The organism is Bradyrhizobium sp. WBAH42, from assembly GCF_024585265.1.
Taxonomy (GTDB): Bacteria; Pseudomonadota; Alphaproteobacteria; order Rhizobiales; family Xanthobacteraceae; genus Bradyrhizobium.
This window is the reverse complement of record NZ_CP036533.1, coordinates 2136399-2156049: the sequence shown is the minus strand read 5'-3', so window position 1 is coordinate 2156049 and position 19651 is coordinate 2136399. Positions and strand designations below refer to the sequence as shown.

Sequence of the window (19651 nt, the reverse complement as noted above, 5' to 3'; positions counted from 1 at the left end):
CCGTTTACCATCGTCACCTCCAGGCAAATACCGGCTGTTCCAGGTCGGTGACGCGGGTGTGCCGCCCCGCCAGCACCTCGCGGAACTGGTAGATCAGCGCCGCGGTCGGGGCGTGGATCAGGCTCATCTGGTGATGGAAGCGGATCACGCGGCGGCGGCTCTCGGGGATCGCGGTGAAATCGAAGGCATCGTCGCGCTCGATCGTGTCGAGCGCAATGCGATGGACGGAGGCGACCTCGTCCGGGTTCGGGCGGATCGCAGCACTGTCGGCCGCCCAGACCACGACCGGCGTGATCAGATAGCCCGAGCGCGTCGGATAGTCGTCGAGCAGGCCGAGCACCGCATCGGCTGAAAGCTCGAGCGCGAGCTCTTCGTCGAGCTCGCGCAGCGCGGCCTCGACCGGCGTCTCGCCGGCATCGCAGCGTCCGCCGGGCAGCGCCCATTGGCCGCGATGGGCGCGCAGGTGCGAGGCGCGCCTGGTGAGCAGGAAGGCGGTGTCGCCACCGTCGTCGGATTCAGTCAGCGCCAGCACCACCGCGGCGCGCTTCAGCGCCGACGGCGCGGCTATCTCGGGCAGCCGCGCGAAGGCCGCGCAGGCCTCTGCGATATTCCGTCTCGTGGCATCGTCGAACGCTCTCATGATGCTTGACTACACCAGGACCGCATCTGATGAAACGAGGAGAGATCGCGTTGCAAGGATGGACGACGACATGACCAGCAAGGCCGCCGCAAGGCTGAAATCAGAGGGCTGGAGCATCCTGGAGACCACGGGCTTCCTGCACCTGATCGGCCCCTTGTGGGAGCGCAAGGTCGACGGCCATTACGAGTTCGCGCTCGCGACCGAAGACAAGCACCACAATCGCCGCGGCATGGTCCAGGGCGGCGTGATGATGACGTTCGCCGATCGCACCTGCGGCATGACGGCCCGCCACGTCTCCGGCAAGGAGTACTTGGCGACGGTGCAGCTCGACACCCATTTCGTCGAGGCCGGCCAGATCGGCGACATCCTGATCTCCCGCCCCCGCGTGGTGCGCTCGACCCGCAGCCTGATCTTCATGAGCACCGAGTTGACGGTGGACGATCGCTGCATCGTGATGGCGAACGGCGTGTTCAAGATCCTGAAGGGGCCGGGGTAGCTGTTCGGTCAGCAAGGCCGCCAACGCTGCACACCGCACCCCCGCCGTCATTGCGAGGAGCTCTTGCGACGACGCAATCCAGCACCTCTCCGCGGAGGCATCTCTGGATTGCTTCGCTGCGCTCGCAATGACGCAACCCGGCGGCTATGCTGCGCCCATAACATATCGAGGACCCGCTCATGCAATACCGTCAGCTCGGCCGCAGCGGCCTGAAAGTGTCGCCGATTTGCCTGGGCACCATGATGTTCGGCGGGCCGACCGACGAAGCCACGTCAACGCGGATCATCGATAAGGCCCACGACGCCGGCATCAATTTCATCGATACCGCGGACGCCTATTCGAAAGGCGGCTCGGAGGAGGTCGTCGGCCGCGCCATCGCGCGCAACCGCCAAGCCTGGGTGCTTGCCACAAAGCTCGCAAACCCCATGAATAGCGAATTGGGCGATGATCCCAATCGCGGCGGGCTGTCGCGGCGCTGGGTGCTGCAGGCGGCGGACGAGAGCTTGATGCGGCTCGGCACCGATCACATCGACATCTACTATCTGCACAAGGAAGATCATGCCACGCCGCTGGAGGAGACCGTGCGCGCGATGGGTGACCTGATTCGATCAGGCAAGGTGCGCTATTTCGGCGTCTCCAACTACCGTGCCTGGCGCGTCGCCGAGATCTGCAACATCTGCGACCGCCTCGGCATCGACCGGCCCGCGGTGAGCCAGCCATATTACAACGCCATGAACCGCATGCCGGAGGTCGAGCACTTTCCGGCCTGCGCCTATTACGGCCTCGGCATCGTGCCCTACAGCCCGCTGGCGCGCGGCGTGCTCACCGGCAAGTACAAGGTGGATGCGGCGCCCGACAAGGAGACGCGCGCCGGCCGCAACGACACCCGCATGATGCAGACGGAATGGCGGCCGGAATCGCTCCAGCTCGCCCAGGAGATCAAGGCTCACGCCGAGAAGAAAGGCATCACCGCCGGCCAATTCGCGGTCGGCTGGGTGCTCAACTCCGCCTTCGTCTCGTCGGTGATCGCCGGTCCCCGCACCGAGGAGCAATGGGACGGCTACATCAGCGCGCTCGACTATCGTTTCACCGCGGAGGACGAGGCGCTGATCGACCGCCTGGTGACATCAGGCCATCCCTCGACGCCGGGCTATAACGACCCGGCCTATCCGATCGAAGGCCGCCGCGCGCGGACGGCGTGAGGACGGCGACCTCGATGACGCTTGAAGACCGCTACGGCTTGCCGCTCTCCACCTCATCGCACGAGGCAGCAAGCGCCTATCGTGACGGCGTCGACCTCATGCTCGCGGGCTGGACCGGCACGGCGGAGATGCTGGAGCGCGCGATCGCGGCCGACCCTGATTTCGCGCTGGCCCATATCGCCCGCGGCCGCGTGCATGCCTTCTACCAGCAGGGCGATCTCGCGCGACAGAAGGCGGCACGCGCGCGTGAGCTCGTGGCGAAGCGCGGCAGCGAGCGCGAGCGCTCGCATGTCGAGACGCTGGCGCTCGCGATCGAGGGCCGGCTGCCGGAGGCGATCGCATCGACGCTGAAGCACATCGACGCATGGCCCCGCGACGCCGTGGTGCTGTCGCTGCCGCTCGGCGCGTTCGGCCTGTTCGCCTTCTCCGGCATGGCCGATCACGACCGCGCCCGGCACGAGCTCTGCGAGAGGGTCGCGCAGCATTACGGCGAGGACTGGTGGTTCCTCACGATGTCCGGCTGGGCGATGACGGAGAATGGCGACGTCGCGCGGGGACGCATCGTCACCGAGCGCGGCTTCAATCTGCGTCGGGCGAATGCCCATGCCGCGCATGCGGTGCTGCATGCGATGTTCGAGGATGGATCGATCGAGGAAGCCGATCGCCTGGTCGAGGAATGGATCCCGGCTTACGGCCGCGCCGGACTCCTCCACGGCCATATCCGTTGGCATCAGGCGCTCGGCGCGCTCGAGCATGGCGATGCGGCGCGGGCGCTCGCGATCTATGCCGACGTGCTTCAGCCCACTGCCACGCAGGCGCCGCCGCTCAACGTCATCACCGACAGTGCCTCGCTGCTGTGGCGCCTGTCGATGTACGGCCATGCGGTGCCGAAGGCGCTGTGGCTGGAAGCCGACGCCGCCGCGCAAAAACTGTTTCCGAAATCGAGCCTGTCCTTTGCCGACGTCCACATGGCGCTGTTCGCGGCCGCGATGCAGAATCGCGAAGCGCTCGCCGTCCGCCTTGCGGCGATCGAGCAGCGGCTGGCTGACGGCAAGCTGCCGGCCGGCCCGGTGGTGCCAGCGATCTTCCGGGCGCTCGCGGCTTTCGCCGATGAGGATTACCGGACCTGCGTGCAGATGCTCGCGCCGGTGCTCGGCGAGGTCGTGCGCATCGGCGGCAGCCACGCCCAGCGCGAGCTGATCGAGGACACCTATATCGTTGCGCTCATGCGCAGCGGCGAGCTGCCCCGCGCCCGCGCCGCGCTGGACGCCCGCCTCCACCGCCGCCCCTCCTTCCGCGATCAGCGCTGGCAGGCGGCGGTGGGCTAGCTCCGCCACGAAAAAAACACCGGCCTGATGGCATGTGCCCGCTGGGATGGATCGGGCGATTTGAACGAATCGCCGTCGGGGTTGACGCGGTGGTATTCCAGTCGGGACTCGCAGCACAAACGGGATCGCAACCAATTTGCGATTCGATAGTTATGGTGCGGAATTGTTCCGCCGCCATGGCCCCCGTGAGCCCGACGATGCGCCTTCGCCGATTGGTTCTCGCCGCGTTGCTCGTGGTCTCGGCAAGTCCTTGTTTTGCTGAGACTTCCAAGCCCATTCCGGTCAACAATCCGCCGGCGCAGCCGAACGCCTTCATCGATCTCCTGGCGCTGATGTCGGGCCACTGCAAGACGTTCAGGGTCGCAGGCCGCACCTTGCCCTGCAAGACGGTGGCCTATGCCCATGGCGACACGGGCCGGGTCAATTTCGCGGTCGCAGTCGACGATCCCTCCGATGACAGTCATGTGGTGTCGTTCTCCGGCGAGAACGGCAAGCGCGCCGACGACAATTCCTATGAACTCCCAATCGACCGCGTGCTGCTCAACTCCAAGGACCGCCCCAAGGTCGATGGCCTGCCGGTGCCGGCCGAGCAGACCTCGACCGGGATCTGCCGCCAGACCGGCAACTTCGCCGCCAGGAAGGTGAACGACGTCACCTGCTCGGCGACCGACAGCCAGGGCCGCAAATACGAGCTCCTGTTCGTCTCCGACGGCACCCCGGTCAGCGTGCGCCGCATCCGTCAATCGTCGCCGTCGATCCAGGATCCGTTCAAATAGCTCCGTGTCCGCTGGCGTCAACGCGTACGATGGCGATGCCGCCACGGAGCGACCCATGAAACGTGATCACCTGTTTCTGCTGCGTCCCGGCTTCGAGGATCCGGCCTTTCCGGGCCAACGCTTCTATTGCTGGCACTGCGCGCTGATCGAGGGTGTGCTGGCCTCGTTTCCACAGCTGGCCGAAAAGCTCGACGTCGAGCGGATCCCCTGGCCACGGCCGCGGCAAGAGGTGATCGCGCTGGTCGGCGAGGAGAATCAATCGCTGCCGCTGCTCGTGCTCGCGACTGGGGCGACTTCGCCGCACCAGACCGGCAGTCATCATGACCGCGCCTTCATCGCAGACAAGGACGCGATCCTCGCCGCGCTCTCCGAGCGGCACGGCTTTCCCGATCCTCATCCGTGATAGTGTGTGCGAGAATCTGTATGCCCCACTCTCGTGTCCCGGACGCGCTGCAACGCTCCTTGCGCTTCTGCGCAGAGCCGGGACCCATGCAGCGGGCCCACCAGGAAAATCGGCCCCGGCTCAGCAGCGCATCGTCGAAGAGACGCTGCGCTGCGTCCGGGGCACCAATCGGCAGGCGAGGCCTCGTCATGCGACGATAGAACGCGCCCCCTTCGATCGTTCACAAACGTTAACGAGCGTTCATCGGAACTGATATCTGCGTCGTTTCGACGCCCGCACCGGCCGGAACGCGCGGGATGCTCATGTGTTGTCACACGACATTCAACTGGAGTGATGACATGAAATATCTCATTGCCGCGATCGCCCTCGGTGCTGCGGCGTTGGCCGGCGGATCGGCGAACGCGGCCGGCAGCGTAAGCGCCAAGCAAACCGCGCAGGAAAGCCAATCCACCGACATCAGCGCGCACCGCAGGCACTACCGCTGGCACGGTCACCACCATCACGGCTATTATCGGCCCTATTACAGAAGCTACGGCTACTACCCGCGCCATAGCTATTACGGCGGTGGCCCCTATGGGTACTACGGCGGAGGCCCCGGCGTGACGTTCAGCTTCGGCGGCGGTCGCTGGTAAGAGGGACACAGACGAGAGGCCCGCAGAGATGCGGGCCTCTTTTGTTATTTCTGCAGGATCGCGGCCACCGTCTCCAGGCCACTCGCCAGGGCCGCCTCGACTGTGCCCATGTCGCGGCCGCGATAGAGCGCTTCACCCGAAAACAGCACCAAGCCGTCGGCACGCGCGAGGATCGCCTGTGCCTCGCGGGTGCGCGGCGTCGCCCACGAATAGGCGCCGCGCGCGAAGCGATCATGCGCCCAATTGGTCGCAGCAGACGCCACCAGCTCGCGCGCGATGTGATCGCGCGGCAGGCCGAAGACGGTGGCCAGCGAGCCGAGCCCGGCATCGATCAGGGCTTGCGCGTCGAGGCTTTCCAGCTCCGCCGTGCGCGGTCCGCCGAACCAGCCCGTGAGCACGGGATGCTGGTCCGGGTAGCGCGTCCACCACACCGGGATCACCTCATCCGACAGCAGGAAGGTCATGTCGGCAAGGTCTGCCATGCGCTCGCGCCACCATGGCCGCGCGAAGCGCAGCAGGATCTTGATGACGTTGCCGAAGCCGATGTCGTCGGCAGCCGCAAGCTTGGCCCGCGCGCCGGCCGGCAGCGCGATGTCGCGCAGCAGCGGCAGCGGCACGGTGATGATCGCGCGGTCGCAGGTCTGCACATCGCCGCCGGCGCAGCGAACGGTCACCGGGCCGCCCTCCTCCGCAATGGCCGACGCGACGCAGCCGAGGCGGATGGTGACGCCGTGCCTGCGGCAGTCGGCCGCCATCCATTCGATCATCGCACCGTAGCCGCCGGCGATGCGCGCCTGCGGAGCGTGTCCGCCGTCCATCCATTCCGCGCGTAGCGCCAGCGTGGAGGCGCGTTCGGGATCGGCTGCGTCATAGCCTTCGACCATCCGCTCGATCGAATGGCGCATCGGCGCGTAGTTATCGCCTGCAAAATGCAGGCGCAGGAAGTCGGCGACCGTCAGGTCGTCCTTCAAGTCGACCAGCACGGCCTGAAGCTCCGCCTCATGGGGATCGTCGCGCGCCTCGCGCGTGAGCTTCGTCCCGTCAAAGCTCCACCGCTCGCCTTCGATCTCCTGAAGCGACAGGCCGGCCTCGCGCAGCAATGCGCGCGTGACCGGCGCCTCGCCATGAACGAACTCGGCGCCGCCATCGGCAGCATAGCCGAACTCCGCGGCCGGCAGCGGATGAATGCGGCCGCCACAGCGCTGGCGCGCCTCCAGGATCGTCACCTTGCGGCCGGCACGCGCCAGCTCGCGCGCCGCCATCAGGCCGGCCGCGCCGGCACCGACGATGACGATGTGCTCGGATGGATCGGACATGGCCGCGCCTTACCGGCTCGCGGCTTGCGGATCGTTCTGGATCAGATAGCGCAGCAGCAGAACGCCGCCGCCGAGCTCGCGCGTGCTCTCCAGCGTCATCGCGGTGAGCGGCGCGCGCCGGTCGCCGTCCGCCTCCGTCGAATCGAACACGAAGGGGGCGCCTTTTGCGCCGTCGATCGCGGGGCTGAGGATCAGATTGAATTCGTCGATGAGGCCGGCGCGCAGGAACGCGCCGTTGGCGACGCCACCACCCTCGACCAGCAGACGCTTCACGCCGAGCTCGCGGCTGAGAATGTCCAGCGTCAGGGCGAGGTCGATCTCAGATTTGCCGGCAAAGATGTAGGACACGCCCTCGCCGCGGAGGCCGGCGAGATGCGAATCCGGGACGTTCTCGGTCAGCACGACGACGATCGGATCACCGCCGATCTCCGTGCGCCCCCAGCCGATCTTGCCCTCTGCATCGAGCACGACACCGTAGGTCTTCGCATCGCGCCGGGCGAACCAGCTCTCGCGTGGGAATTTCGCGTCCGTCGCGGGATAGGGCTTGCCCTTGGCGAATTCCGATCCGGTGACGCGGCCGATCACCCAGGCATCACCGCCGAGCTCTTCATGGATCTTCTCGAACCAGTCCGTGCCCGCGCCTTTCGGACGCCAGCGGCTCGGATGCGTGCGGCCGTCGAGGCTGGAGTGCATCAGGCAGATGACATACGGCTTCATGCAATCCTCCGGGCAGCGCTCAGGCCGCGGGTCCATCGCCTGCAGCACGACCATGCACGATCGCCGCCAGCGGATTGAGCCTGGGCGGCGCCACCAGCTGGAGCGTGTTGGTGTCGTGGTGATTGAACGGCGCGCCGCGCACGAACAACTCGGTCTGGATCAGATAGGTCCAGCTGCCGTCGTCGTTGAAAGTGATGTCGCAGCGATAAGCGTCGGTGCGGAAGGCCTGCTCCAGAAAATCGGTCGAGCAGATCCCGTAGGCGGTGTCGCCGCGCTTGGCGGTGACCGAGATCGCCCTGTCATCCGGCCCGGCCTTGCCCGAGGCCAGCAGCACCTGCCCGCGCGGGATCGCCAGCGTCTGCATGATCAGCCCGGTCGCCGGCTCCCACAGCCAGTAGCCGACCTGGTCGTGGAAGGTGATGGCTTCCTCGGGCGTGTTGATGTGAATGTGATAGCGCAGCCCGTACAACAGCTGCGGCCCATTGGCCTGCGGATCGATCGGGTCCATGCGGATGCGCTCGATGAAGGTCCGGCGCTCTGGCCCTTCCGCCTTCGGATTGATGTCGATGCCCTTGTCCGCCTGCCAGGTGCCGGCAAGACGCCGAAGCGGGCCGAGATTGGCCAGGCCGTCGGGCGAGACGTCCTCGGGTTCGGTGAAGATATCGGCGGGAATGGGGAGCATGGAGGCCTCGCGGAGTTGCAGAGACCAGCAATAACACGGGCCGGCGGCGGTCTGAATTCAACTGTTACCGGCAAAGCGCCGGAGGCATTCGAGCCATGCGATGATGCGTATTGCATCCCGCGCCCGCCTCGGGCGCTGCAGCGCGCAGGTTGACCAGGTCGTTGAGCTGCCGGCGCGCCCGCGAGCCGTCGTCAGGCCGCTTCGGACGCCGATTTCGCGCGCAGCTCGAGCACGCCGATCGTCGCGACCAGATTGTCGCGCCGCGCGCGAAGGTTGAGCGCGAGAAGCGGATAGGTCGGTTGAACCGGGTCGAACACCCCGGCGCGCGCTTCCTCCTCGAGAATGTCGGTATTAATCAGCCGAACGCGCCACCATAAATCGGCGATCAACGCGTCGAGCCGGAGTTCATCAGCAGCACCAGAACGGGACACTTCCTGCATCACTTGCCTCAACCTGAAACGGCCTCTCCGCCGAGGCCTGGGGTTGGGTCATGACTGAGCAAGTGGAGTGCCAGGACGACGGAGGCGCCGGACCAACAGTTGAGCAGCTCTCTTGGGCCCAAGGGGCTGCAGTGGCCGGCCATGATGACAAACGCCGGAGGAATTCAGCTCACGCCACCCGCCGTTTCCGGCGCGCCGTCGGGGCTTGCCAGGAGAGGTTTGCAACCGGCACGGGCTTGCTGAAGTGAAATCCCTGGCCGAGCGGGATGCCTAGTGATTGGAGCAGCCTGACCTGTTCGGAGGACTCGACCCCCTCGGCGACGATCGACAGCTTCAGCGTCTTTGCGAGCTGCACGATGGATTTCAGCACGGCGACGGTCTCGCAGCGATCGATCCTGTCGATGAAGGATTTGTCGATCTTGACCTTGTCGAAAGGAAAGGCCGTCAAATAGGACAAGGACGAGTATCCGACGCCGAAATCGTCGAGGGCGATGGAGACGCCGAGCGCCTTGAGGCGCTGGAGCGTCCTGAGGTTCTCCTCGGTGTCGGCGAGAAATACGCTCTCGGTGATCTCGAGCTCGAGCCGGGTTTGCGGAAGCCCGCTCTGCGTCAACGCAAACGTCACGGTGTCGACGAGATTGGCGCTGGCAAATTGCAGGGCGGAGAGATTGACGGCGACCTTGACGTCGGCCGGCATGCTCATCGCATCGCGACAGGCTCTGGCGAGCACCTGTTGGCCGAGCTCGACGATCAATCCCCCCGCCTCCGCAACCGCAATGAACTCTGCCGGAGGGATGTAGCCCCTGGTGGCGTGATGCCAGCGCGCCAGGGCCTCGACCGATTTGACCTGACCGGTGCCAAGCTCGATCACAGGCTGATAATATAGCTCGATTTCCTCGCGCCAGATCGCTTCACGCAGCTCGATCTCGAGCACGTTGCGCTGATCCGCTTCCGCCTTGAGCTCCGCTGAATAGACGTGGAAGCAACTTCGGCCGGCATTCTTCGACCTGTAGAGCGCAAGATCGGCATTGCGAAGGATCTCGTCGACCCGCGTGCCGTGCTCGGGCACGAGCGCAACGCCAATGCTGCAGCCGATCACGACGGGATGGCCGTCGATGTGATAGGGCTCGGCAATGGCCTGGACCAGCCGCGCGGCCAGGCTTGCAGCGCCGTCGCGCATCGCCGCCCGGCCCGCTGCCACGATCACGGCAAACTCGTCGCCGCCGATTCGCGCCGCCGTATCGGCATCACGGATCTGCGCCTTGATCCGGTCGGCGACCTGCTTCAGCAACGCGTCGCCGCATTGATGGCCGAGCGCATCATTGACCGACTTGAACTTGTCGAGATCGAGCAGGAGTACGGCGAACGCGGGCTCGATCCGGCGCGAGCGGGCCAACGCCTCGTCGAGGCGCTCCTTGAACAGGTTGCGATTGGCAAGGCCGGTCAGGCTGTCGTAATGCGCGAGCCGCTCGATGCGGTCCGCCGACGCCTTGCGCTCGGTGATGTCCTCATGCGTGGCAACCCAGCCACCGCCCTCGCGCCGGCCGTAGGAGATGTAGACGACCCGCCCGTCCGGAAACTGCACGGTGTTCGAGATCTGCTCCGACTGAGCGAGCCGGTTCTTCAAATCGACGAGGTACGTCTCGACGTCGAGCACGGCGGTCTGCTTCGCGAACACCTCCCGGAAGTCCATGCCGATCCGAATGTCTTCCGGCACGAGGCCATAGAGTTCGAGCCATTGCCCGTTGAACGCGATCAGGCGATCCCGGCCGTCGAACATGCTCAAGCCCTGGGGAAGGTTCCTGAGCGCATCCTCGAACTTGCTGGCGAAATCGCGCCGCTCGCGGTGAGCGCGATCCAGCGCCTGCTGCCGTCGCCAATGGAAGGTCGTCGCGGCGAGGATGATGAACGTAAGCAGCAGCGCGCCACCGAGGTAGACCTTCTGCCTGAAGGCGGAGCGGGAATAAATCTCCTGCTCCGAAACGCCGACGGTGAAGATGAGCGGAAACGCGCGCGACCTGCGCGCCGTGATCAGCCGGTCGCTGCGGTTCGGCCGGTTCTCGTTCCAATATTGCGCATAGAAGCCGTCGCCCAGTTCGCTCTCGACGCGGCTCGGCGCGCTTTGTCCCAGCACGGAGCCCTGGTCCACGCCCCGGGCAGCGAGCACGACGTGGTTCGCATTCCTGAGCATCAGCGTTCCTCCGACGCCGAGTTTTGCGGTGTCGTAGAACCTGCCGACGACGTCGACGCTGATCGAGCCGACAACCACGCCGACCGGCTTCCCGGCGAGGTCGAACAGCTTTCTCGCGAGCTGTATCGTCCATTTTTTGGACGCGCGGCCCAGCACCGGCTTCGCCACGTAAAGGCGATCGTCGGCCTGCGACATGGTATGAACGAAGTGCTCGCGATCACCGAGATAGAGCGGCGGACCGGAATAGCCCGCCGTCGTCTCGATCATGTATCCGTCCGATCCGATCAGAGCGAGCTGGACCACGTCGCCGGTGGCGATGCGGGCCTTTTCGGACCAGAACTTCAGGCGGAAGGTCAGCGGATCCTCGGCATAGAGTGCCCGTACCACCAGCAACGACTGATCCACGCGCTCGAAGATGCGCTCGGTGTTCTCCTCGAACAATTCGGCGACGCTGTTGCCGTGCGACCGCGCTTGCTGGATCGCATCCATCCGCTCAGACGCGGTGATTGCGAAATAGCCGATCCAGACCAGGGGCAGAAAGAACAATGCGATCTGCAGCGGACCATTCCGCAGGATCGTTCTTCCGGCTTTGTGGACTGTTCCTGCGGGAATCACGACGCGCGCCTCCGCTCCGGCCGCCAGGGCAGAACTGCGCTCGCTCGCAGTATTGGCATCGCCTTGTCTCCGCCTCGACTGCACAGGGACACCCGCGGCCGAAGGCGGCGCGCGGGTGCCGTTCATGGCGCAAAGGTAGCTGAAACAGCCTTAAGTTTCTGTTTGGACGTAGCTCAATTCTTCAGCTCAAATCATCCGTATCATCACGGAGGTCGGCCGGTTTTGAGCAATCAGGCACATGGGCATGTCAAAAGCGGCGCATTTTAACCGTCTTTGGACCGCTCTTCACATCGCGCGCGCAACGACGATCGTGCCGGACAGGACGAGGAGCACGCCTGCCGCATAACTCAGTCGTTGGCCGAACGGCAGCAGTTTCTCGCCGGCGACATAGAGTGCGATGCCGATGATCCAGACGAGGTTCATCACGCCGCCGACGAACAGCAATACCATCAGAAACCAGCAGCAGCCGACGCAGTAGCTGCCGTGGCGAAGTCCCATCAGGAATGCGCCGCGCGTGCCGGGCCGCCAATGTCGGCTGAGAAACAACAGTGGGCTCTCGCAATAGCGCAGGCAGGCCTGTTTGAGCGGCGTGAACTGATAGATCCCTGCTGCAATCAGAACGCCGCCCCCCAGGATCGCGCTGGTGCTCGCCATCGCCATCGACAGCAACCCGAAGCGTTCGAACGCTCCTTGCACCAGGACGGCAGCGAGACTGAACCCGGCCCAGGTCACGAGATAGCCGGCGAGGAAGGTCCAGCTATCGGTTGCGGCGCGGGAGGCAGTCTCTTGCCTGCGCTTGACGGTCGCATACAAGAGAACGGTGGGCACCGCGCTCGGCGCCATCATCGCGACCATCATCACCCACCACATCACGAACAGCAGCACGCCATAGAATGGCGTCCACGGCATCGGCGCCATGTCCGGCATGTCGGCCATCATCTCGGTGTCCATGCCGGCGCCCGCAGCGAGGTAGGCCCAGGCGAGCGCCACCACCGCGGCGGTCCCGATCGCGACGATCAGCCGGTCGCGGTGGAGCAAATGTTCCAGTATCGAGCGCCCCTGCATCGACTTGTCCATAGCGATGAGGAGCTGACACCGAGGTTTGTGTCGGTGTCAGCGCCGCATCATGCCGCAACGCCCTCCGGCGTCTGCACGACATTGGCGAGCGAGCTATGCGTACCGCGGGTCTCGAACGGGATCGCGCCGGTCGAGCGGATGTTGGCGGATGCGACCTCGGCCGCCCGATGTTCGAACCCCTCGGGCATGACCACCTGGATGCGATGCGGATCACCGGTCACCGGATTCTTGATCGGCTCGACATCGGTCTCGAGCACGCCCCTGGCGAGGAGTCTTGCGATGCGTCCGTCCTTGTCGAAGGAGAACTCGAACGGCACAAACACCGGATCGTGGATCTTGGTGACGATCATGCTGACGATCTGGAAAAGCGTGCCTTCGGCCGAATGCTTGCCGGAAAAGATATCGAACAACGCCTGACGCTGCTCCGCCGTGGCGCGTTCGTCGATGATGGGCTGGATTGTCCCGTTGCCCTCATGCAGCGGCCCAGGGAAATCGACCGTGATCGCAAAGCAGAGACCATCGAGCCTGGTCCCTTCGAAATGTCCCTTGGCGATCCGCATGGCGACCAATCCCTTGCAATAGCCTTGGGTCGGCCGTGCGTTGAAATCGCAGGGGCAGCCAAACGCGCAGCTGCAGTTCTTCATCCATTCGCCTTCGAGACGCCAGTCCGATGCAGCCATGGCACATCTCCTGATGTGAGCGGGGACGCGGCAGCCGTTGACGAATTTGTTCAGCGTTCTTGTTGAGGCAAGGCGAAAGGCGCGAGCGGGATCGAGATCCGATCAGAAGGCCGGCATCGCAGAAAAAGTATGGTGGCGAGCTGCCGTTTACCGTCCGAGGATCATATCAGCGGCCACCGGCCACGTATACCGAATGAGGGTAGTGCCTCAGGGGCAGCCACATCTCGGGGATATGCGACGTCAGAGCCATGGTGCCCAGGGGCGGAATCGAACCACCGACACTGCGATTTTCAGTCGCATGCTCTACCAACTGAGCTACCTGGGCGTGCTCCAAGAGAGGGGCCAAAGCCCATCGAGCGGGCGGTTTATAGTGGGCCGAGAGCGGCCTGTCCACCCGGCTTCGCCAAGTGGCTGCGCCGGGCGCGGCCCTTCTGTGCACAAGATCGGGCGGGATTGCTGCGGCGGGTGCGGGGCGCCTCAGTGAGGCCATTAAGGCATTGATATAGATTGATTATTCGACATCGTCCGCCTCGTCGTCGCGGCCGGGGATGACGTAGGAGCCCTTCAGCCAGCGGTTCAGATCGACGTCGCGGCAGCGCGAGGAGCAGAACGGGCGGGTGGCCTGCGTCTGCGGCTTGCCGCAGATCGGGCAGGTTCTGAGCGAGCCCGTGGGCTTGGTGACCTGGTTGTCCATGGGTGTCGGCAGCTTATTCGAGGTGGCGGAGTTCAAGAGTCTGTCGGGAAACGGGTTCCTGGCGCAGCCGCACATACGCCGCTGCGCGGACCGGCCGGGCCATTCTACTGTGCATGGGGTTGTTTTCGAGGTTTTTGTCGGCGCCTCACCGGGGCTCACACCGCGGTGGAGTTGAGCCAGCCGAAACGGATCGGGAAACCCTCGCCGCCGAGCAACGTGGTGGTTTCGTAGAGCGGCAGGCCGACCACGTTGGTGTAGGACCCCACCATCTTGACCACGAAGGATCCGGCGATGCCCTGCACGGCGTAGCCGCCGGCTTTGCCGCGCCATTCGCCGGAGCCGATATAGGCCTGGATGTCGTCCTCGGAGAGACGCTTGAAGCGCACGCGGGTCTCGACCAGGCGCTGGCGGAACGCTTCGCGCGGCGTGACCAGGCAGATCGCGGTGTAGACGCGATGGTTGCGGCCCGAGAGGAGACGGAGGCACTGCGCGGCTTCGTCGACCAGATTGGCTTTGGGCAGGATGCGGCGGCCGACCGCCACCACCGTGTCGGCGGCGAGGATGAAGGCGCCGCGCAGCTCGTCGTCGAGCTGCACCGACTTCAGCGCGGCGTCGGCCTTGGCCCTGGCCAGCCGGTTGGCGCAGGCGCGCGGCAGCTCACCCCGCTTCGGCGTCTCGTCGACGTCGGCCGGGCGGAGCGCATCCGGCTCGATGCCGGCCTGGTTGAGCAGCGACAGCCGACGCGGCGAACCGGAGGCAAGTACGAATTTGGGGCGGCCGAGCATCAGGTGATTTGGGGGATGAGGCAGGGGTGAAATTGCGCGCGGAACCTATCGGAAGGGGGCTGATTTCACAACCCGGGAACCCGGACTTTGCTGATTCGAGGTTTCCGACAAGCGTGTGCCCTCGGTCTGTGACGCTCTCGTGTCCCGGACGCTGGCGCGGCATGAAATGCTGCGACGCTGAGCCGGGACCCACGGTCTTGCACATGCGGTGAGATGGGCCCCGGCTCTGCAGCGCATCGCGAAGGCGCGCTGCACTGCGTCCGGGGCACGAGATCACCCGCTCGCCGCGCCGACCTTGGCGAAGCGCCGGCGGATGCGCATCAGGAGCTGATCGCAGACCTCGCGATAGGCAGCTAACTTCTGGTCGCGGCTGCCTTCGATGGTGGTGGGATCCTGCGTCGGCCAGTATTCGACCTCGGCCGCGAGCGTTCGCGTCAGCTCCAGCGCCTTGTGATGCGCCTCGGGCGAGAGCGTGATGATGAGGTCGAAATTCAACCCCTCCCAATCCTCCAGCTCCTCGAAGGTCTGCGGCTTGTGGGCCGAGATGTCCTGGCCGAGCTCGCCCATCACGGCGACCGCGAAGGGATCGAGATCGCCCTTCCTGGCGCCGGCCGACTTCACGTAGAGGCCTTGCGGAAACATGTGCTGCAACAGGCTCTCGGCCATCGGCGAGCGCACGCTGTTCATCGCACATGCGAACAGCACCGATTGCGGATCGCGTGCGCGTGGGGGCGCAGCCATCGCTTACGCTCTTTTGTTTTTGCGCATGATCCGATCCGAAAACCGGTTCCCACTTTTCGGGATCATGCGCGCTCACCCCTTCCAATGAAGGACGGTAATGAGCGTGAACAGCCGGCGCGAGGTCTCGAAGTCGACCCGCACCTTGCCTTTCAGCCGCTCCTGCAGCGTGCGCGATCCCTCGTCATGGATGCCGCGGCGGCCCATGTCGATGGCCTCGATCTTGTCCGGCGTCGCGGTGCGGATCGCCTGGTAGTAACTGTCGCAGATCATGAAATAGTCTTTCACGATCCGCCGGAACGGCGTCAGCGACAACAGATGCGCGACGACAGGCGTGCCGTCCTCGCGGCGGATGTCGAACATCAGCCGGTTGCCGGTGATGCCGATATGCAGCGTGAACGGGCCCTTGCCCTCCGCACCCTCGGGCGCGAACAGGTTCTGCTCGATCAGATCATAGATCGCGATCGCGCGCTCGTGCTCGATGTCGGGCCCGGAACGGCCGATCGAGTCCTCGTCGAGCGTGACGCCGACGATGCGATTGGTCGAGTCGTCCTGTTCGGGCGGCTTTGTCATGACAGATTGAGGCGCAATCCAATCGAGCGCGAATGGGCGTCCAGCCCCTCCGCCTTGCCGAGCGTCATCGCGGCCGGACCCAGCGCACGCAATTGATCGGGTCCGCATTTCAGGATCGAGGTGCGCTTCATGAAGTCGTGCACCGAGAGGCCGGAGGAAAATCGCGCCGAGCGCGCCGTCGGCAGCACATGATTGGAGCCGCCGACATAATCGCCGATCGCCTCGGGCGTGTGCGGTCCGAGGAACACCGCGCCGGCATTGCGGATCTTCGCGGCGAGCGCGTCGGGATCGACGGTCATGATCTCGAGATGCTCGGCCGCGATGGCGTCAGCGATCGGGATGGCGTCGGTGAGGTTCTTCACCATGATGACGGCGCCGAAATCGGCCCAGGACGCGCTGGCAATTGCGGCACGCGGCAGCGTCTTCAGCTGCGCTTCCACCGCCTTTCCGACGTCGGCGGCGAGGCGCGCCGAGTCCGTGATCAGGATCGACTGCGCGCTGGCGTCGTGCTCGGCCTGCGCCAGCAGGTCGGCGGCGATCCAGTCGGCATTGCCGGTGTCGTCGGCGATGACGAGCACCTCCGAGGGGCCGGCGATCATGTCGATGCCGACCTTGCCGAACACCAGCCGTTTGGCGGCAGCGACATAGGCATTGCCCGGGCCGACGATCTTGGCGACCGGCGCGATGGTCGCGGTGCCATGCGCGAGCGCAGCGACGGCCTGCGCACCGCCGACACGGTAGATCTCGGTGACGCCGCCGAGATGGGCGGCCGCCAGGACCAGCGGATTGAGCTTGCCGTCCGGCGAGGGCACCACCATCACGAGGCGCGACACGCCGGCGACTTTCGCCGGCACTGCGTTCATCAGCACCGATGACGGATAGGCGGCCGTGCCGCCCGGCACATAAAGGCCGGCGGATTCGATCGCGGTGTAGCGCCAGCCGAGCTCGACGCCGAGCGGATCGGTGAAGCGCTCGTCTTTCGGCAACTGGCGGCGGTGATAGGTCTCGATGCGGTCGCGCGCGAGCTTGAGCGCATCCAGCGTCGCAGGCTCGCAGGCCTTCACGGCGGCCTCGATCTCGGCGGCGGAGACGCGCAACGAGGACGCATCCAGCCTCAAGCGGTCGAACTTGGCTGTCGCTTCGAGCAGGGCGGCATCGCCGCGCCTGGCCACATCGTCGACGATCGCGCGCGCGGCGGCCTCCACATCGGCCGAAGCCTCGCGCTTGGCGGCGAGGAAGGCGGCGAATCGCTGGTCAAAATCGGCGCTGCTGCGGTCGAGGCGAACGGGCATGTTTCGCTTGGCTTCCGGCTGGTCTTGAGGGGCGGGTCGGCGCACCAGGTCCCTGCTCAATGGCGCGGCGGGGAAGCTGCGTCAACCCTCGGGAGGTGCCGTTCGGGCCAGGGCCGGAGCCCATTCGGCTGGTATACCGGCCGCTTCACCCCTCCCCCTCGACTCCCGTGCCCAGCGTGTCGGCGCCGAGGTCGGTCAGCTCGCATTCCAGGCACTCGACGTCCAGGCGAATGGCGCCGCCCTGGGCGAACAAAAGCAGGGCGCTGCCGCCGGGCTCCTCGGCGCGGCCATCCTGGGGGTGAAATTCAATGCCGACGAGATCCAGCACCTTGTCCGGCGCGGCGAGGTCGATGTTGCGCGACTTGCAGGCGAGCACACGGTCGAAACGCAGTGCGGCGACCAGCCGGCGCGGCTCGGTCTCGCCCTCCAATGTCTGCTCCCAGTCCAGCCGGCTCATTCCGACCACAAGCCGCTTTTCGCCCTGACGCCAGATGATGTCGGACGCCTGGACACGGGCGTCCTGGACATGGGTCGAGATCACGGCGAGATCGTCGGCGTCGAGCGCAATCAGTTTGAGCTGGGGCGACATCGCCGGCGCTTCTCCTGAAGTGGACGGGGCTCAACGCGCGCGAGCCCCGAAATTTCCACTCAAGTTAAGCCCTCGCCCGTCTCGCCGCTACGCAGCGAGCCACCCTTTCCCCACAACAAGGGGGAGAGGGTCCGTGAAGCCTCACTCCTTGAAAAACGCCAGGAGATCCGCGTTGATCGTCTCGGCATGCGTGGTCGGCATACCATGCGGAAAACCCTTGTACGTCTTCAGGATGCCTTTCTTCAGCAGCTTGGCCGAGAGCGGCGCCGAGTCCGCATAAGGCACGATCTGGTCGTCGTCGCCGTGCATCACCAGCACGGGGACGTTGATCTTTTTCAGATCCTCGGTGAAATCGGTCTGCGAGAACGCGACGATGCCGTCGTAATGCGCTTTCGCGCCGCCCATCATGCCCTGGCGCCACCAGTTTTCGATTACGGCTTCCAGCGGTTTTGCGCCGGGGCGGTTGTAGCCGTAGAACGGGCCGGCGGCGATGTCGCGGTAGAACGCCGAGCGTCCGGCGGCGAGCTGGGCCTGGAAATCGTCGAACACGCTCTTCGGCAGGCCGCCGGGATTGGCCGCGGTCTGCACCATCAGCGGCGGCACCGCCGAGAGGATCGCGGCCTTCGCGACGCGGCTCTCGCCGTGGCGGGCGATGTAGTGCACGACCTCGCCGCCGCCGGTGGAATGGCCGACATGGAGGGCGTTCTTGAGGTCGAGATGCGCGGTGAGCGCGGCGAGATCGTCGGCATAATGATCCATGTCGTGGCCGTCGGCGACCTGCGCCGAGCGGCCGTGGCCGCGGCGGTCGTGCGCGATGACGCGATAGCCGCGTGTGACGAAATACATCATCTGCGCGTCCCAATCGTCCGACGACAGCGGCCAGCCATGGCTGAACACGATCGGCTGGCCCGAACCCCAATCCTTGTAGAAAATCTCGACGCCGTCCTTGGTGGTGATGGTGGGCATGGTGGGGGCTCCTTTTAAGCTCGAGTCATTCCGGGACGCGCGTTTAGCGCGGACCCGGATTCTGGAGATTGTCAAATCGAGATTCTCATGTGCGCGATTGCGCACCTGAGTTCATCGCTGCGCGATGCCCCGGAATGACGAATGGCGCGCACAAACGGTCAGGCAAGCGCCATGGGCTTGTAGCGGCGCCAGGCGCCGATGGTCAGCACGACGAAAAACACCAGCACGATGCCCTGGACGACGGCGAACACCGGACCCGATGGCGGCGCCGGCGGCACGGCGGGCGCCAGCGCGGCAAGCGCGGGCACCTTCAGGAACGACTGGATCACCAGCACGAAGACGTTGAAATAGAGCGAGATCATCGCGGTCACGATGTAGACCGGGCGCCAGACGCCGGCGAGCTTCATGCCGTAGAGCGCAAAGCAGGCGACGGCGAGCAGCAGCAGCGAGATGATGCCGATGATGTGCGAGGGCAGCAGCTCCTTGAACGGAAACAGGAAGCCGGTGGCGCTGGTGAGGATCGTGAACAGCAGGAAGATCGCGGTCAGGCCCGGCATCGGCTTCGAGCCGAGCAGGCCGAACATCACGACGAGCCCGGCGATGATGGCAATCAGGCTGATGATGACATGGATCAGCGTGAGGGCGGGCAGACTCAACCCAAAGATCATGACATCTCTCCTACTCTCCGTTGAGGTGACGAGAGTAGTATTACGATCCTCATGGGATTGCCACCTGCGTTGTCGTCACATGCATGCGCGCAGCCATGCGTCATCGCGCGAAATCGAAAAACGCATGGCTGAACTTTTTGCAGCGCTGTCA

General features: G+C 65.3%; 22 protein-coding genes and 1 tRNA gene. 6 read left to right on the top strand and 17 right to left on the bottom strand.

Annotated features, from left to right (window positions below):
• Nucleotides 1–13 precede the first annotated feature (13 nt).
• Nucleotides 14–643 (bottom strand): CoA pyrophosphatase, encoded by a 630-nt coding sequence (locus DCG74_RS10150; RefSeq protein ID WP_373569526.1) that lies wholly within the window; start codon nucleotides 641–643, stop codon nucleotides 14–16.
• Between the two features lie 67 nt (nucleotides 644–710).
• Between DCG74_RS10150 and DCG74_RS10145 the strand changes: the two genes are divergently transcribed.
• The 6 genes from DCG74_RS10145 (at nucleotide 711) to DCG74_RS10120 (ending at nucleotide 5477) form a co-directional block, all read left to right on the top strand.
• Nucleotides 711–1136, top strand: coding sequence for a PaaI family thioesterase (locus DCG74_RS10145; RefSeq protein WP_172785126.1), 426 nt, complete (start codon nucleotides 711–713; stop codon nucleotides 1134–1136).
• A gap of 179 nt (nucleotides 1137–1315) precedes the next feature.
• Entirely contained in the window at nucleotides 1316–2338 is a 1023-nt protein-coding gene (locus DCG74_RS10140; RefSeq protein ID WP_172785127.1) for an aldo/keto reductase, read from the top strand.
• A gap of 14 nt (nucleotides 2339–2352) precedes the next feature.
• Nucleotides 2353–3666 (top strand): tetratricopeptide repeat protein, encoded by a 1314-nt coding sequence (locus DCG74_RS10135; RefSeq protein ID WP_172785128.1) that lies wholly within the window; start codon nucleotides 2353–2355, stop codon nucleotides 3664–3666.
• A 197-nt stretch (nucleotides 3667–3863) separates the two neighbouring features.
• On the top strand, nucleotides 3864–4442 hold the full coding sequence (locus DCG74_RS10130) for a hypothetical protein (RefSeq protein WP_172785129.1): 579 nt from the start codon (nucleotides 3864–3866) through the stop codon (nucleotides 4440–4442).
• A gap of 55 nt (nucleotides 4443–4497) precedes the next feature.
• Nucleotides 4498–4845, top strand: a complete 348-nt coding sequence (locus DCG74_RS10125) for a DUF3088 domain-containing protein (RefSeq protein ID WP_172785130.1) — start codon at nucleotides 4498–4500, stop codon at nucleotides 4843–4845.
• A gap of 338 nt (nucleotides 4846–5183) precedes the next feature.
• Nucleotides 5184–5477, top strand: coding sequence for a hypothetical protein (locus tag DCG74_RS10120; protein WP_172785131.1), 294 nt, complete (start codon nucleotides 5184–5186; stop codon nucleotides 5475–5477).
• A 44-nt stretch (nucleotides 5478–5521) separates the two neighbouring features.
• On the opposite strand, the gene DCG74_RS10115 is transcribed toward DCG74_RS10120, so the two are convergent.
• The 16 genes from DCG74_RS10115 to DCG74_RS10040 all read right to left on the bottom strand — a co-directional run bounded on the left by DCG74_RS10115 (nucleotide 5522) and on the right by DCG74_RS10040 (nucleotide 19500).
• Complete coding sequence (locus DCG74_RS10115) at nucleotides 5522–6793, bottom strand: NAD(P)/FAD-dependent oxidoreductase (protein ID WP_172785132.1); 1272 nt, start codon at nucleotides 6791–6793, stop codon at nucleotides 5522–5524.
• Nucleotides 6794–6802: 9 nt separating this feature from the next.
• Nucleotides 6803–7510, bottom strand: a complete 708-nt coding sequence (locus DCG74_RS10110) for a RibD family protein (protein ID WP_172785133.1) — start codon at nucleotides 7508–7510, stop codon at nucleotides 6803–6805.
• Between the two features lie 19 nt (nucleotides 7511–7529).
• Complete coding sequence (locus DCG74_RS10105; RefSeq protein ID WP_172785134.1) at nucleotides 7530–8192, bottom strand: FABP family protein; 663 nt, start codon at nucleotides 8190–8192, stop codon at nucleotides 7530–7532.
• A 191-nt stretch (nucleotides 8193–8383) separates the two neighbouring features.
• Nucleotides 8384–8632 (bottom strand): hypothetical protein, encoded by a 249-nt coding sequence (locus DCG74_RS10100; protein WP_172785135.1) that lies wholly within the window; start codon nucleotides 8630–8632, stop codon nucleotides 8384–8386.
• 169 nt (nucleotides 8633–8801) lie between these two features.
• On the bottom strand, nucleotides 8802–11369 hold the full coding sequence (locus DCG74_RS10095) for an EAL domain-containing protein (RefSeq protein ID WP_172785136.1): 2568 nt from the start codon (nucleotides 11367–11369) through the stop codon (nucleotides 8802–8804).
• A 354-nt stretch (nucleotides 11370–11723) separates the two neighbouring features.
• Complete coding sequence (locus DCG74_RS10090; protein ID WP_246708787.1) at nucleotides 11724–12503, bottom strand: DUF2182 domain-containing protein; 780 nt, start codon at nucleotides 12501–12503, stop codon at nucleotides 11724–11726.
• Between the two features lie 59 nt (nucleotides 12504–12562).
• Nucleotides 12563–13195, bottom strand: a complete 633-nt coding sequence (locus tag DCG74_RS10085; protein WP_172785138.1) for a DUF1326 domain-containing protein — start codon at nucleotides 13193–13195, stop codon at nucleotides 12563–12565.
• A gap of 249 nt (nucleotides 13196–13444) precedes the next feature.
• Nucleotides 13445–13520 (bottom strand) — tRNA-Phe (locus DCG74_RS10080).
• A gap of 186 nt (nucleotides 13521–13706) precedes the next feature.
• Nucleotides 13707–13889 carry a DNA gyrase inhibitor YacG gene (gene yacG / locus DCG74_RS10075; protein WP_172785233.1) on the bottom strand — a complete coding sequence of 61 codons (183 nt, stop codon included), beginning with the start codon at nucleotides 13887–13889 and terminating at the stop codon, nucleotides 13707–13709.
• 155 nt (nucleotides 13890–14044) lie between these two features.
• Complete coding sequence (locus DCG74_RS10070; protein WP_172785139.1) at nucleotides 14045–14674, bottom strand: Maf-like protein; 630 nt, start codon at nucleotides 14672–14674, stop codon at nucleotides 14045–14047.
• A 273-nt stretch (nucleotides 14675–14947) separates the two neighbouring features.
• The gene (locus DCG74_RS10065; protein WP_172785140.1) at nucleotides 14948–15415 is read right to left on the bottom strand and encodes a low molecular weight phosphatase family protein; all 468 of its coding nucleotides are present in this window, start codon (nucleotides 15413–15415) and stop codon (nucleotides 14948–14950) included.
• A gap of 72 nt (nucleotides 15416–15487) precedes the next feature.
• Nucleotides 15488–15985, bottom strand: a complete 498-nt coding sequence (locus DCG74_RS10060) for a UPF0262 family protein (protein ID WP_172785141.1) — start codon at nucleotides 15983–15985, stop codon at nucleotides 15488–15490.
• On the bottom strand, nucleotides 15982–17277 hold the full coding sequence (hisD, locus tag DCG74_RS10055) for a histidinol dehydrogenase (protein WP_172785142.1): 1296 nt from the start codon (nucleotides 17275–17277) through the stop codon (nucleotides 15982–15984). The genes DCG74_RS10060 and hisD overlap by 4 nt, the downstream gene beginning before the upstream one ends.
• 145 nt (nucleotides 17278–17422) lie before the next feature.
• Nucleotides 17423–17866: a DUF2948 family protein gene (locus DCG74_RS10050; protein WP_172785143.1), complete on the bottom strand. Its 444-nt coding sequence runs from the start codon at nucleotides 17864–17866 to the stop codon at nucleotides 17423–17425.
• A gap of 141 nt (nucleotides 17867–18007) precedes the next feature.
• Nucleotides 18008–18832, bottom strand: a complete 825-nt coding sequence (locus tag DCG74_RS10045; RefSeq protein WP_172785144.1) for an alpha/beta fold hydrolase — start codon at nucleotides 18830–18832, stop codon at nucleotides 18008–18010.
• Between the two features lie 158 nt (nucleotides 18833–18990).
• On the bottom strand, nucleotides 18991–19500 hold the full coding sequence (locus DCG74_RS10040; RefSeq protein ID WP_172785145.1) for a hypothetical protein: 510 nt from the start codon (nucleotides 19498–19500) through the stop codon (nucleotides 18991–18993).
• Nucleotides 19501–19651: the final 151 nt, after the last annotated feature.